Annotated in this window: 10 protein-coding genes; 6 read left to right on the top strand and 4 right to left on the bottom strand. The window is 47.8% G+C overall.

What is annotated here, in order from left to right; all coding sequences use genetic code 11:
• Positions 1-87 precede the first annotated feature (87 nt).
• Complete coding sequence (locus PLA01S_RS02385; RefSeq protein ID WP_127589886.1) at positions 88-834, bottom strand: sugar phosphate isomerase/epimerase family protein; 747 nt, start codon at positions 832-834, stop codon at positions 88-90.
• 207 nt (positions 835-1,041) lie between these two features.
• Between PLA01S_RS02385 and PLA01S_RS02390 the strand changes: the two genes are divergently transcribed.
• From PLA01S_RS02390 to PLA01S_RS02415, 6 genes are all read left to right on the top strand, one after another.
• Entirely contained in the window at positions 1,042-2,568 is a 1,527-nt protein-coding gene (locus PLA01S_RS02390) for an ABC transporter substrate-binding protein (RefSeq protein WP_164817266.1), read from the top strand.
• A 38-nt stretch (positions 2,569-2,606) separates the two neighbouring features.
• Positions 2,607-3,542 (top strand): ABC transporter permease, encoded by a 936-nt coding sequence (locus tag PLA01S_RS02395; protein WP_127589888.1) that lies wholly within the window; start codon positions 2,607-2,609, stop codon positions 3,540-3,542.
• Between the two features lie 18 nt (positions 3,543-3,560).
• On the top strand, positions 3,561-4,448 hold the full coding sequence (locus PLA01S_RS02400) for a carbohydrate ABC transporter permease (RefSeq protein WP_127589889.1): 888 nt from the start codon (positions 3,561-3,563) through the stop codon (positions 4,446-4,448).
• A gap of 201 nt (positions 4,449-4,649) precedes the next feature.
• Positions 4,650-6,314, top strand: coding sequence for a sensor histidine kinase (locus tag PLA01S_RS02405; protein ID WP_164817268.1), 1,665 nt, complete (start codon positions 4,650-4,652; stop codon positions 6,312-6,314).
• On the top strand, positions 6,292-7,857 hold the full coding sequence (locus PLA01S_RS02410) for a response regulator (RefSeq protein WP_164817270.1): 1,566 nt from the start codon (positions 6,292-6,294) through the stop codon (positions 7,855-7,857). The genes PLA01S_RS02405 and PLA01S_RS02410 overlap by 23 nt, the downstream gene beginning before the upstream one ends.
• A gap of 410 nt (positions 7,858-8,267) precedes the next feature.
• Positions 8,268-8,852, top strand: a complete 585-nt coding sequence (locus tag PLA01S_RS02415) for a hypothetical protein (protein ID WP_174819176.1) — start codon at positions 8,268-8,270, stop codon at positions 8,850-8,852.
• Positions 8,853-9,063: 211 nt separating this feature from the next.
• Here the strand turns inward: PLA01S_RS02415 and PLA01S_RS02420 are convergent, their stop codons facing one another.
• The 3 genes from PLA01S_RS02420 to PLA01S_RS02430 form a co-directional block, all read right to left on the bottom strand.
• Entirely contained in the window at positions 9,064-11,871 is a 2,808-nt protein-coding gene (locus PLA01S_RS02420) for a beta-galactosidase (protein ID WP_127589892.1), read from the bottom strand.
• 193 nt (positions 11,872-12,064) lie between these two features.
• Positions 12,065-13,732, bottom strand: a complete 1,668-nt coding sequence (locus PLA01S_RS02425; RefSeq protein ID WP_127589893.1) for a glycoside hydrolase — start codon at positions 13,730-13,732, stop codon at positions 12,065-12,067.
• Between the two features lie 10 nt (positions 13,733-13,742).
• Positions 13,743-14,756: a carbohydrate ABC transporter permease gene (locus PLA01S_RS02430; protein ID WP_127589894.1), complete on the bottom strand. Its 1,014-nt coding sequence runs from the start codon at positions 14,754-14,756 to the stop codon at positions 13,743-13,745.
• Positions 14,757-14,760: the final 4 nt, after the last annotated feature.

The following is a 14,760-nucleotide window of genomic DNA, read 5'->3' on the forward strand; positions in this document are numbered from 1 at the left end:
TATGATGATTCTATTTTAGCACGTATCATAGCGTTCGAGGCCTTGTATCGTTTACATTTTACCCTGAGCAGACACCAGCCAACGCCCCTATAGCATTGCTTTCACATGGTCGAGCGAAATCTTGACACTGTCATAGCCATCGATCTTGATACGGTCCTGCTCAATGACGACCCACTCGTAGCCCGAGGACTTGGCCTTCTCGATAATGCCCTTCAAATCGAGAAGGCCCGTTCCTACCTCGGTCATCTCTTTGTCTTCTTTATTGACCATATCCTTCACGTGAACCGTCTTGCAGCGCGAACCGAAGGTATCCATGACTTCTACGGGTTCACGGTCGGCATGCGTTGTCCAGAACATATCGATTTCAAAGCTGAGCTCCGCTTCGGTTGTTGCTTCTCGCAGCATCTCTAAAATCGGTTTCTCCCCAAACTCATTCGTGAACTCATGATAATGGTTGTGATATAGAAGTTCCATACCGGCTACCTTGATCTTCGGGCCAATCGCTTTTACGATCGCGATTAGGCTATGTACGTCTTCCATGGATTCAATCTTATAGTACGGAATCACGATGTAGGAAGAGCCGATCACTTGATTGTAAGCGATAACCTCGTCCAGACGATCCATGAGCTCCTCCATCCGCGTATGGCTGCCCATGGCTTCCAGCCCCGCCTTCTCCAACAACGACTTCATCTCTTCTGCCGGAATATCAGCAAATCCCGCAAATTCAACGCCATCATACCCGGCCTCCCTTACCTTTATAATCTTCGCAGCGAAATCTTCCTGATCGTAATCTCGCAAAGTATACAGCTGTAACGCAACCTTCAGATTTGTCATGCCTAATCCGCCTCATTTCCGATGTTAAGTTATGGCTTAGATCCTGCACCATTCTAGCACAAACCTATTTACGGGGAATCAACAATTGCGGCTTTCCGGACAACAAGTCATTTTTTCAATCATTTCAGACATTATTTTTACAGATACGCGTTCACCTTGTCTGCTAAGATATTAAACATGATTCTACTAGAGAAGGGTGTTGTCAAAATGAAACGAATATTGTCATGCGCGCTGGTCATTATAACAGCGCTTTCAATCCTTGTCGCTTGCGGAGGCAAAGATTCCGGATCCGGCGCTAAGAACGATTCGGGACCTGTCGCTGAAGGAGATTTGAAAGAAAAGGAGCTCGTGAAGCTCAACGTTGTAATGATGGGCAATAACAAGAAAGATACCGCAGAGGTCGTGGAGGCCGTTAACGAAATCACAAGAGAAAAGCTGAATGTTGAAATGGACCTCACGTACATTTCGTACGGGAATTACGTACAACAGACGACAATGATGCTGGCCTCCGGTAAGGGAGTGGACTTGCTTCCGATCTACATGACGCCACTGGCTACGGTTGCCAACAACGGTCAGATCATCCCGCTTAACGATTTGCTCGAGAACTATGGTCAAGACCTCGTTAAAGAAATCGGGCCTGAGTACATCGAGAGCGGCCGCATAGGTGATGACATTTACGGTATTACGACAGGTCGCGACCTTGCCAAGGCCTATGGCTTCCAAATGAGAAAAGACTTGGCGGATAAATACAACATCGATTACGCCAATATCAAAACACTCGATCAGTTGGAAGAAGCGCTGACAACGATCCGCGAGAATGAACCCAACGTAATCCCTGTCGTTCCATCGAATGGTGAGCTGGTTCGTAACTGGGGCTGGGATACGCTTGGCGACGATATGACCAACCTTGGCGTACTGATGGATTTTGGCAAGGAACTGAAGGTTGTCAACTTGTATGAAACCGAGTTTTACAGAGATTTTGTTACACGCACGCACAAATGGTATCAATCCGGCCTGATCATGAAAGATGCGATTAACAATACGGAAAGTGCCGGCACGCTGATGAAAGCTGGCAGCGCATTTGGCGGATTTGCCAACCTGAAGCCTGGATTTGCCGTTCAGGAGACGAGAAATTGGAACACGGAAATCGTCGTATCTGAAATCATTCCTCCTTATACAACAACCTCTGATGTGCAAATGGCTACTTGGACCATCAGCAGCGGAAGTGAGCATCCCGAAGCGGCGATGAAATTGCTGAATTTGATGTACACCGATCCTGAGATTGTGAACTTGCTGATCTACGGTATTCAGGATAAGCACTATGTAACCGTTGGCGATGCTGCGAATGGACAATCCATGATCGACTTCCCAGAAGGCGTAAATGGCGGCAACAGCGGATATCCCCCGACTAGCGGCTGGGTTTGGACAAATCAAACCATTGGTCATGTGTGGAAAGGCAACCCGGCAGATTATTGGGAAGTTCAGAAGGAATTTAACAACACGGCCACCCGCTCTGCAGCATACGGCTTCACCTTTGATTCAAGCCGTGTACGAAACCAGATGACTGCGGCGTCCAATGTCGTTGCTAAATACCACGAGGCCTTGATGTGCGGGGTTCTTGACCCTGAAACGACATTGCCGATCTTCCAGAAGGAACTGAAGGATGCGGGCATTGACGACATTATTGCCGAGAAGCAATCCCAGCTTGATAAGTGGGCTGCTAACAATAAATAATCTTTTTTCGATTATTGGCTGAAAGGAGAATGGCCATCATGGCGGCACCAAAGGTAAAAAGAGCTGGAAAAACCGGTTATAAACGCTTTATTCCCATGTACATCATGATGATTCCAGGCCTAATTTACCTGCTTATCAACAACTATGTACCAATGGCTGGCATCATCATCGCGTTTAAACATATTAACTGGAATAAAGGGATCATCGATAGCCCGTTTGCAGGCTTAAGCAACTTTGAATACCTCTTCAAGACGAAGGAAGCATGGATCATTACCCGAAACACCCTGGGATACAACCTTGCTTTTATTATTCTGGGGACTGTCTTAGCCGTTGCCATTGCCATTGTCTTAAATGAAATTCGTTCGAAGTTTTGGAAAAAGAGCTACCAAACGATTATCCTGCTGCCTTATCTGATTTCCATTGTCGTCGTAAGTTATCTTGTATTCGCCCTGTTTAGCTCCGAGTCCGGTTTTATCAATCACTCCATTCTGGAGCCTCTCGGATTGAAGAGCATTTCATGGTACACGGAGCCGAAATACTGGCCCTATATCTTGACGATTGTGCATCTTTGGAAAACCGTCGGCTATAGCTGCATCATCTACTACGCGACCGTAGTCGGCATTGATCGGGGCTACTATGAGGCTGCTGTTATTGATGGGGCGAACCGGTGGAAGCAGATCGTTCACATCACATTGCCTTCTCTGAAGCCGACGATGATTACGCTCGTGCTGCTTGCAATCGGAACGATATTCTATTCCGACTTCGGTCTGTTCTACCAGGTACCGATGGATTCCGGTCCGCTGTACGATGTTACCAATACGATTGACACCTATGTTTATCGCGGCTTGATCAAATTGAACGATGTTGGCATGTCCTCTGCCGCAGGTGTGTACCAATCGCTGGTCGGATTCACGCTGGTCTACATCGCCAATCGACTTGTTATTAAATTCAGCAAAGAGAACGCGCTATTCTGACGCAAAGGAGCTTCGAACATGGTTGATAATAGTAAAGCGTTTCAGATCATAGCGAATATTCTAATGTTCTTGTTTACGATATTCTGCTTGTTTCCGTTTGTACTGCTAGTCGTCTCTTCCTTTACCGATGAGGGCACACTGATCCGGAACGGTTACTCGCTGTTTCCCGAGAAGTTCAGTTTGGAAAGCTATGCGTACATGTATGAAAGACTCGATACGATTGTACGCGCCTACGGCATCACCGTCTTTGTCACGGTTGTCGGTACAGTTACCAGCTTGCTGATCACCGTATTGCTGGCTTACCCTCTCTCCAGAAGGGATTTGCCGCATCGCGGAAAATTCGCTTTCTTCGTCTTTTTCACGATGCTGTTCAACGGCGGGTTAGTACCTACCTATATTATGTGGACCCGCTATTTAAACATTGATAATACAATTTGGGCTTTGATCATTCCCGCCCTGCTGCTCAATGCCTTCTATGTCATCATGATGCGTACGTACTTTACGACGACTATCCCTGACGAAGTCATTGAAGCCGGAAGAATCGACGGTGCCGGAGAATTTCGCATTCTCTTCCGCATTGTTCTCCCGATGTCGCTGCCAATGGTCGCGACGCTATCGCTCCTCATTGGACTCAACTATTGGAACGACTGGAGAAACGGTCTGTATTACTTAACGGATCATAGCTTGTTCAGTGTACAAAACATGCTGAATACGATGCTGCAGGATGTTAGATTCCTTGCAAGCGGCGGAGCTGGCGGCAACGCTAGTGAAATTGCATCTAATATGCCTAGCGTAGGGATTAAAATGGCGATCGCTGTAGTCGGAGCTTTACCGATTATGATGGTGTACCCATTCTTCCAAAGGTATTTCGTAAAAGGGATTACGGTTGGAGCCGTTAAAGGTTAGACCTTGCTTTCTCATAAAAAGGACAAGAAGCACAGCATGAATGTTCATCACCTTGCTGGCCTATTGTCCTTTTTTTGTAATCATGACGTTCAAGGAAATAACTTGTTCAACCTGAATCGGATGTCTTACGTGATATAATATACGAACATATTAAATCCTAGGTGACCAATCATGAAAAGAAGGTACAGCGCTTCATTTAAAATGAATATATTTCGCGCATTATTGCTGATTACATTCCCGCTAATCGGGATGCTGCTCGCGTTCAACTTCTATTCCTATTACGCGTTTAATGCGAAATTTGTCGAATCGAACAAGCAATCCTTCGCTTTATATGCTCAAAATTTGCAAAACGATCTGGGTGCAATCGATAATTTTTTATCCAACGTTGCCGTAAGCGATTACAACTATGTAACGCTGAACAGTCCTGTCAGTACGCTTAGGGCTCATGTTGCGTCCCATGAAATTATGACCCAGTTCAATACGGCTCTTAATTCTTATGACTTGGCTAACGCTTTTTTTATATACAGTACAGTGAATAATACTTATCGGGATATTTTTGATAATGGGTACAGTTTTGAAACGAAAGAAGCCATTAGGCTGCATATGCGTACATTGACGCAGCGATCCGAAAACCATTATAACGTGGGTTGGCTTGCTTTCGAAATCGAGGGGAAGGCTTATCTGTTCAGACTACTCGGGAAAAACGGTACGTATGCCGCTGTCATGGTGGATTTTGATCGGATCCATTCGATGGATCTTGTGCAAAAAGAAACCGAGGTTATTTACGCCAACAACCAAGGGGCTCCGCTGACGAATAAACCATTCGTCGCAGACCACGAGCTCCAATTAAGCGAATTTAACAACAACTTTATCCTGATCAGCCAGCCCATTCACAACACGGATCTCCAATTGATCTTTGCTGTACCGAAACCGGATGTATTCAAGGGAGGGCTTGCTCTATTGTTCGCGCTGTCCTTGTTCACCATTATACTTGTGATCATCAGCTTATTCTTCTTCAACCGGTCGCTCCTCTCTCCTTGGCATCGCCTGATGACAAGCATTGGCAAAGGCTCAGCGCAGGAGCTAAGAGAAGAATACCGCATCGAAGAGTTTAAACAGGTCGGCGCAGCATTTAACCATTTGACAACCCAGGTCAATCACTTGAAGATTGTCGCCTATGAACATGAGATTGAACGGCAGAAGGCAGAGCTGCAGCATTTGCAGCTGCAAATTCGCCCCCATTTCTTTCTCAACTGCTTGAAAAGCCTGTACGGGATGGCCCAGCAGCAAAGTTACGAGCGCATTCAGCATATGATCCTGGCGATATCCAACCACCTGCGCTACAATTTCAAGGATAATCTGCAACTCGTCTCCCTTCAGCAGGAGGTAGATCATGTTCTGAACTATATTCGGATTCAGCAAATTGCTCATCATGTTCCGCCGCTGTGCGAATACAGCGTCGATAGCGCCTTGAAGGATTTTACGATACCGCCTCTATCCATTCAGGCCTTCGTGGAGAACAGCATCAAATATGCAACGAAGCCGAATGAACAGCTGCGGGTCGAGATTAAAGCGATTCTGCTGGAGAGTGACGATGGAGATTATGCGGATATCACGATTCAGGATAATGGCGACGGCTTTACGGATTCGATTCTGCAGGAGCTGAATCATGGGGACAGCAGCTTCTATAAGGATATCCATATCGGAATCAGCAATGTGCGTCATCGCTTGTCCATGCTGTACGGGGAGCGGGCCATGCTTGCCTTTTTCAACACAGAGAAAGGTGCGGTTGCTGAAATCATAATCCCGATCCATGCAAGAATACAAGACAAGGAGGAAGCTTATGAACGTTCTAGTGGTGGATGATCAATATGATGTTGTGCAAGGAGTTATAGCAGGGGTCAATTGGCAGGAGCTGCATATCGATCATGTGTATCCCGCGTATGGCCCGGACGAAGTCAGAACGCTATTAAATCATCATCATGTACATATTATGCTGTGTGACATCGAAATGCCGCTGGAGAATGGACTGGAGTTGTTCAAATGGGTAAAGGCTCAATTTCCTGCCATCGAGTGTATCTTCCTGTCTTCTTATTCCGAATTTGAATATGCGCAGGAAGCCATTCAGCTTGGCTGCTTCGATTATATTCTCCAGCCTGCAAGGTACGAAGATATTCAAGGATCCATTGAGCGTGCGATCCATAAGATTCATGCCAATACCCACATGCAGCAAATTTATGAGTATGGTGCCTATTGGCGGCAAAATGAAGAATTACTGCTGGAGAACTGTGTTCGCAGCTTTATGCTTGATTCCCGAATGCATCCGCAGCAGCTGCTGCGGGATTTGAGTAATATCCATATTTCCGTCTCTGCTCACGCCCAATTCGGTTCCATTCTGATCCAGCTTACGAAATCGAATCCGAACAAAGAGACCATAAAATATGAGCTGAGAAGTATCCTATCGAAGCTCATAGATTCTTATAACCTCGACCTGCTGTTCGTGCAGCTGGATCAGGTGAATTATTTGGCACTTCTTTATACGGAGGGTGTATTCGATGCCCCCATCTCGGAATTGATGAAGCAATTTATCGACATGGCACACAATGAGCTCGGCTGCTCAGCAGCATGCTATATTTCGGATATCGGGGAGCCCGAGAAGCTTAAACTGCACTATAAAGCACTTTGCCATATGCGGCAGCAAAATGTCGCTTTATACAGCAAAGTCTTTACGATGCAGCATCTGAACAAGATCAAGGATAGTTCCTACTCCTTTCCCAACATGCAGAACTGGTCCTTGCTCATATCCCATAACAGCATCAAGACCGTGCGGGATCAGATCCATAGCTACCTCCTTCAGCAAAAGCAGCTGGGGATTGTGTCTGCTGAATTTCTGGCCAGGTTTCATCAGGACTATATCCAAATTTTCTTGACAGCGGTTAACCAGTTGAAGCTCGAAGTGAACGATATCTTTTTTGAGCAATATCCTTATGCCGACTATATCGAAGCTTATACATCACTGGATAAAATGATCGACCTGGTCAATTTCACGCTTGATTATGTTCAAGAGCATGCCGGAGAGGCTCACCATGCCCTATCCCCCATCGAACGGGCCATTGATTATATCAATCAGAACATTGAGAAGAACTTCAGCCGGGCGGAAGTAGCCGAAGCCATCTATCTGAACCCGGAATACTTATCTCGCTTGTTCAAGAAAGCGAAGGGCATATCTCTGAACGACTTTATCATCACGCGGAAAATGGAAATCTCGAAGTCGCTGCTAACGAGCACGTATATACCGGTTCATCTCATTGCATCCAAGGTGGGTTATTCCAACTTCTCTTATTTCTCACAGGTGTTTAAAAAACACTGTGGCCTAACCCCACTCGAATATCGGCAGCAGCAGGGATGAAGGTGTGATACTCCATTAAGCTCCAAATCTCTGCGGATACCTACATTTTCTGCATAGCTTCTCAACAGCTTCGTTGTAGGAGCATTGGTTACTGGGCCTAGTGCTGTAGGTAGCTATAACAATAACCAAAAAGCGGAGACGATATACCCAGGTGATGCTAAAAGGCTTATAAAGCTGAAAGGTTATTACAACTAAATATTAAAATCCGTGGTACACCATTATAATCTTCGGGTTGTAGTGGTGTATCTTGACATTCTATTCTAATTGTTAGAGGGAAGAAATCTTAATCTAAGTACTTTCAAGTCCATTAGATAAGGAAGTGGGAAGATTGACGACGAATTGTGTTAATATATTTTTAACAGTAATCGTAGCATCTAAATATCTATTCTATTAGAAATAAGGGGAATACAATGAAATTTACTTATCTGTTAGTAGTCTTATTTACTCTGAGTGCATGTGCACCGGTAGTCTCGGAAGATAGCAGCAAAAATCGTGCTATAAACAATGAAATTACTTCCAGCACTGAACTGAATGTATTACAAGATCCCCCCGGATATTTAGCTAAAAATGAAGGGAAACTATCTATTCAGGATTCTGAAACCGCTTATGAAATGTGTGTGAGAGCGCTGACTGACTATTATAAAGCGGTCTGGAACGGCACGAATATTGAATTGGATACATTTATAGATAACGAAAACCTTAAACAGTATATGCAAAAGAAAATTCAATCCCAATATGATGTGAATGCCCAATTTAATGATAAGGTGCAAAATGTTAAGATTGGTGCTTGGGAAGTGGAGTATACGGATGATGTGGATGGAGGTTTTCTCTATTTAAAATTACCTGTGGAAATGAATAAGACTGTGGGTAGTCGTGGTGAAGTTACTGAGTTTCTTGTACGTAATGTAAACGGCAAGTTAATCATTGTTGATTGGTATACGGGTACAAAAGATGGTTATGATTTTAAGGGTAGCGTCACATGGGCATCAAGCTAAGTTAAAAAGCTAAACGCTATGCTTATCGTAAGAAGTTTACGAGAAGGTTGGTGTTTTTTTATGAATCCTATCATTTTCAGTGAACTGAAACTTTTTGCACAAAATTACAAGATCTTTATCTCCAATAGTCCTAAAAGAAATCAAAAAAGAACGCCTAGAGTGCCATTTAGATGGCCAACTCATCGGCATTCTCCTTTGTTCTTCTACCATATTATTTAGGATGGTTTCTGCCGAGCGCAGTCTCTGCATACCGGTTATGAAGCACTAGCACTTGGCACATATCCTCCCAATCCCATGAGATCTGATGCGGGGAGCGTCCCTCCTCGTCAAAAAACAAAATCTCATTCTCCTCACATAGCACCGCCAGCGGCACTTTATAATACTCCTGCGGGCCAATCGCCCAATAACGGCCCATAGGCTGTCCATTGACCCAGAAACTGCCTTTACTTAAACCCGTCAGCCGGAGCTTCAGCTTAACAAGCAAGCCTTCCAGTATGACCGGTTTGGCAAAACGGCTGCGGTACCAGGCAGGACCGGACACATCCGCGTTTCCTGCCGGGGTCCAGGCCCGGTTGACTGCCGGAACCGTGACCGGACGCTGCTCCCACTCTTCAATGCACCGATCGTTCCGGTAACCAAGCAGGTCCAGACGGGCAACCGGGGATGAAGTGTACGCCATCTCGATTACATTGTCACCGTCGATCAAATACGGAGTGAGATCCAGAGAGACAATCCGATACCAATTGCGGTAAAGCCCCATGTCCATGTTTCGACCGTTAACAGACATGCGCTCGCTGAGAGAACCGACTAGACGGAAGCCATCATATCCGTCTTTTCTAAAGCTCTTCCGGAGAATTTCACCATCCGCAAGGTCTCGATTCACCTGATCCAGGTGGACAGCTCTGCCGTCTGCTGTGCTCCAGCCGTACCGGAAATCCTCCGTCTTTCCATCCCTATATACCGGGCCGTGAACCCCTTTCGGCTCTCCCAAATAGTAGGAGAAGTTAAAGCGCCCCATATGCTGGGAAAGCAGCGAAATTTCATTATCCCCGGATTTCAGTGGGACCGTCACCGCTCCTCCAAATGAGGATTTCAGCGTGCCCGCCTCCTGTCCATTCACATATATCCGGACCGGATCCTGGGTATGCGGCAGTACCATCGTGGTTGAGCATGATTCCGGACTGTGGACCCTGGCTGTATACCATACACTTCCCCGGCCTCGGATGCCGGAAGGCGCATCGGTAACTAAAGCTCCAGTCCCATGCCCGCCTTGTGCGGAAGGATAAGGGGATTCCTGCATCACTTCCCAAAGCCCCCACTCCGGCAGCTCTGGATGTACAGTCTGCTGCTTCAGAATATGGCGGGTGCCCCCTTGTTTGAAGCCGTGGTCCGACTTTGTTCCATTCAGGCCGCCCCAACGGACGAGAACGGAATCCTGTCCCGGACGGTACCAAATCCCGGCTCCCTCCTCCACTGGTTCGAACCCGTCTGCCCCGATGTACAGCGTCGGATCGCCGTTCAGATTCCACCAGGTCCGGTCCATCACCGATGTCGATAATACGATAATGTGCAGGGATTGAGTCCCGCTGCTGAGATCAATGTTCTGAGGATGGTCAAAGTGGCACAGGTCCATTTCGGCCAGTCTCTTCTGCTCCATGTTGTTTACCTGTGCTGATGCGGGAGCGTTTACCGACAGATCCCCCGGTGCTTCGACCCGAAGCCAGCTTCGTTGTCCGCTGTCACTGAATACAATCAGTGTAGGTGTGCCATCAATTGTGTGAAATCCGCCGAAGAACGAGTTATAGGACAACTTCCACCCGGACAGAATCGGCAGGTTTACCGTTACCGGCACGATTTGTCCAGGGTTTACCGTTGCCATGTAGGTGCTGCCGGCTTCGTCGGTAAAATAAACATCCCCTCTCTCATTCCCGTGCTGTTCCACGAAATACATGGAGGTGCCGCCGTGCCGGCGGATCCGGACGGTGGCCTTCCCGTTCACGCGCACGTCCGCCTCGCATTCTTCGGATTCGAGCAGGAAATCAGCTGTCGTCTGGATGAATCCTCCGATCCGCTTGACCACGCCGTACTTCGGCGTAAAGCCAAGATATTCGCTGAGCGGAGCATCGTAATCGTAGGAGGTCACCATGAATACATCGTCACCACCTACCGTACGTCCGCCCTCGTCTCCAAAGTTTGTCCCCCCGCAGAACATATAGTGCGTAATACCGGTAAAACCGGCTCGAATGGCTTCCATCATCCGTGCCTCCAACATCGCAGGCGTCTTGTGATCCGTTCTTGCCCCGCCCCACTTCTCGAACCACCCGGTCCAAAACTCCGTGACGATCTTGGGCGTGTCCGGCTGTTTCTTCCGGAGCTTCCAGTAATGGACGTCCGCACCCGACCAGAAATTCGCCCCTTCAATGGCACCTTCAACGCCGCCCTCACAGCTGATCAGCGGTACCTCAATGCCGCGCCGGATCAGTCCGTCTCTCAAGTATTCCATGTACTCCCGGCCGTCTTCATCACTCTTCAGATGAGCGTATTCGTTCTCCACTTGAACCAGGATGACGGATCCTCCCTGGGTGGACTGACGGCTTGATATCATTGGGATAACCTGATCGAAATAGGCATCTGCATAATGCAGAAACCGAGGATCTGCAGACCGGTACTCCATTTCTCCCTGATCTGCGATCCAATCCGGCAGCCCGCCAAAATCCCACTCTGCACAGATGAACGGGCCAGGGCGTGCAATGACATGAAGCCCCAGCTCCGCGCACAGATCCAGATATGCCCCGCAGTTGCGGTTCGCCGTAAAGTCCCATGCTCCGGGAGTCGGCTCGTGCACATTCCAGGCAAAGTACGTATCGATGCAGTTCACGCCCGCCAGCTTCGCCTTCCACAGCACTTCCCGCCATTCCTCCTGTGGAAATCGGAAATAATGAATGGATGCGGTATGTAAAAACTCCCTCTTCCCGTTCAAAATAAAACTTTTATGGTCGTATTCCAGCTTGTAAGACATGGCATGTTCCAACTTTCTGTTATATTTATCTGCGGACTCGTAACATCGAAATCGTTATTTTAGACATTTAAATCGAAACCCATTACATGAAATCCGTTTCATTATCAGGTCAAAGACGTCCCAACCCTGATCGGTGGGATTTCTACTTATCGTAAAGCTATTCCCTTATTGGCGGGCTTTCCACTTCACTGCCTTAACCCCCGCCCCCTGCTCCTCCACCCGTCATAGTAACCACCGATTTCGCAGGAATAACAGCTTCCAAGGTATGATCGTCCCGCACCAGGACGTCCCTTCTCTTAGCAAGATCATGATCAGCCGATGTCACGTAGTACTCCATCGCCGAGATCGAACGGGCCTCGTCCCAGCCTTCCAGCGAAACCTGAATATGCTTCTCTTCTTCGCTGTCATTCACAAAAACCATCGTCACCGTCTGCTCCTGATCGTGGATGTAAGCCGAGCCCAGCAGACCGCTCCGCGCCTGTTCGTCCAGACCCGTTAAGGATATGCGCTTTGCGCCGGGACGGACAAATCTGCTGTAGTTGCCGAGCGTCCACAGTATTTTGGATGTCAGAATATTCTGTTCATCTCCAGCTTCATTAAAATCGGTATAGATCAGGCCGTCTTTATAATCCACCTTGGATACCGCCGTCCACCACTGCCATGCGGCCGCATTCGCCATCGTCAAATCATAATGAATCGTACGCGCCACATGCAGGGCGGGATCCATGCCGAGATCACGGCCGGGACCGTAATCGCCCAGGATACAATATTCCGTCACCCAATATTTCGCTTCGGGGTCATACTTTTTCATATTTTCCTGCAGAAGTTCTCTAAGCCGGCCCAACCGGTCGTCTCCTGATTTACTGTAATCGGACCAATAAGAGTGCGAGGCAATCTTATTGCCGACCGCTTCTTTGAGTTCGGGGTCCCCAAGCAAATGCTTAATATACTCCCGATACTCACCATTGCCGGAGCCGTTGAAACCACCTGTATATTGCCCGCTACCTGCAAACATCTGATAATATTCGTCATCCAGCAGCGCCGAAATTTCCACGCCGTCCGGTGCGCTAATCTGGGCATCCAGGCCGCTTTTTTGTAACTGCCGATGCAAGGCGAGAATGACGCGCTTCAGATCATCGTTGTTATAACGATTCCCTTCCTGCCTCGCCCCGTTCCAATCCCAGGTTGGCTCATTGATGGGACTGATATACTGAAAGGCAAGGCCTTCCTGTTGAAAATGCTCCAATACATCGATTAAGAATGCCGCGAATAAGTCCTCATAGCCTTCTTTCAGATTGGTGGACCCTGAGGACGAGTCCGGGCTGGCGTGTCCGTTCTTCGTCATCCAGACCGGCGGACTGTTCACGAAAGCGATCAGCGTATCCACGCCCCGTGCTTTAGCCGCTTGCAGAAACCACTGTTGTCCGGACTGCCTGCTCCAATCGTAGCTGCCCTCCTCCGACATCTTGAAAGCTTCCGCCCGGCGCCAGGGATCAGGAATCCGTTCCTGATCCGTTTCCGCGCTGCCTGCGCCGATATTGAAGCGCCATGCCGTCAAGCCAATCCCCCTTTCCCTTGAAAACAGCAGGTCTGCTACCCGATTTTTGTTATCCTCGGTCCAATGCTTGCCGAGCGGATCTATCGACCAGGCATCGGATGCGCCAAAGTTATCGATCGTTTGGTAACGGACAGAAGCATCAACCGTTATCATGGCGTCCCGTGGAACCGGCTGCTGAACCGCTGGCACCTCCGTCTCCTTGGGACTGCCGGATTTATCCTGGCGTTCTTTGGCAAGACCGAAACATACACCAAGGACTGTAGTGAAAGCCGCAAGTGTGATTATAATCAATTTTCTTTTCATCCACCTCTCCTTATCCGACCAGACCTGAGCGTTCAACGCTTTCTACAAAATGTCTTTGGACAAACACATATAAAATAATGAGCGGCAGGATCGCCATCAAGACACTGGTGTTCATCATCATGGACATAAAGAACGGATCCTGCACGTACGACGTCATTTCACCCTGTCCTCCGCCGCTAAGATAAGTGGCGATGGCATATCCGGAAGACGACATCATGGACGACATCACCTTTGGCTCGTTCAAATACATGTTCGTAAAGAAAGAATCGTTCCATTGCCATACGAACGAGAACAGCATGACTGTCACCATAGACGGGATTGCATTCGGCAGAATAACTCTGCGGAAGGTGGTGAAGTAACCGGCTCCGTCTACGTAGGCGGCTTCTTCAATCTCCCGCGGAATCCCTCTGAAAAATTGCCGGAAAATATAGACGTACAATCCGGTTTTCACCCCCATGCCGAGGACAGATGAGATGATAAACGGCCAGTACGTATTTATCAGATTGGCAGGTCTGCCCGTGATCAGCTCAATCAATCCGAGGAAATCGAAATTTTTGAAATTCAGGTAAAGCGGGATCATAATCGTATGAGCAGGCACCAGAATCGTAAACACAACTCCTGCGAACAATAGCCCGCTTCCCCTGAACTTGATTCTTGCAAAGCCGTATCCAGCCAGCACGCAAGTGATCGTCTGCAGCAGCATTACCCCGGAGGATAGAAGCATTGTGTTTAACAGAACTTTCGGGTAGCTCATCGCCTGGAATACAAGCTTGAAGTTATCAAGCGTAATCTCTTTCGGCACCCAAATGACCGTGGAGTCGTATAAATCGTCCATGCTTTTGAACGCAATGGACAGTTTTAGTAGGATCGGATAAATGATGACAAACGATATGCCGAAAATGAGCACAAACCGAACAAGGTTCCATGACCATTTTTTTGCAAATCCGACCCAATAAGCAGCGGTCGCCATGCGATGCGCCCGAGCTTCCTCCACCGGCTGCTGCACTGCGGTTTCCACCTTCATGTTA

Origin of the sequence: Paenibacillus lautus NBRC 15380 (genome assembly GCF_004000945.1) — a bacterium.
Lineage (GTDB): Bacteria > Bacillota > Bacilli > Paenibacillales > Paenibacillaceae > Paenibacillus_AQ > Paenibacillus_AQ lautus.

Bases quoted from the DNA above. Each gene is read 5' to 3' on its own strand.
- PLA01S_RS02385 (WP_127589886.1), bottom strand. From the start codon at position 834: ATGACAAATCTGAAGGTTGCGTTACAGCTGTATACTTTGCGAGATTAC.
- PLA01S_RS02390 (WP_164817266.1), top strand. From the start codon at position 1,042: ATGAAACGAATATTGTCATGCGCGCTGGTCATTATAACAGCGCTTTCA.
- PLA01S_RS02395 (WP_127589888.1), top strand. From the start codon at position 2,607: ATGGCGGCACCAAAGGTAAAAAGAGCTGGAAAAACCGGTTATAAACGC.
- PLA01S_RS02400 (WP_127589889.1), top strand. From the start codon at position 3,561: ATGGTTGATAATAGTAAAGCGTTTCAGATCATAGCGAATATTCTAATG.
- PLA01S_RS02405 (WP_164817268.1), top strand. From the start codon at position 4,650: ATGAATATATTTCGCGCATTATTGCTGATTACATTCCCGCTAATCGGG.
- PLA01S_RS02410 (WP_164817270.1), top strand. From the start codon at position 6,292: ATGAACGTTCTAGTGGTGGATGATCAATATGATGTTGTGCAAGGAGTT.
- PLA01S_RS02415 (WP_174819176.1), top strand. From the start codon at position 8,268: ATGAAATTTACTTATCTGTTAGTAGTCTTATTTACTCTGAGTGCATGT.
- PLA01S_RS02420 (WP_127589892.1), bottom strand. From the start codon at position 11,871: ATGTCTTACAAGCTGGAATACGACCATAAAAGTTTTATTTTGAACGGG.
- PLA01S_RS02425 (WP_127589893.1), bottom strand. From the start codon at position 13,732: ATGAAAAGAAAATTGATTATAATCACACTTGCGGCTTTCACTACAGTC.
- PLA01S_RS02430 (WP_127589894.1), bottom strand. From the start codon at position 14,756: ATGAAGGTGGAAACCGCAGTGCAGCAGCCGGTGGAGGAAGCTCGGGCG.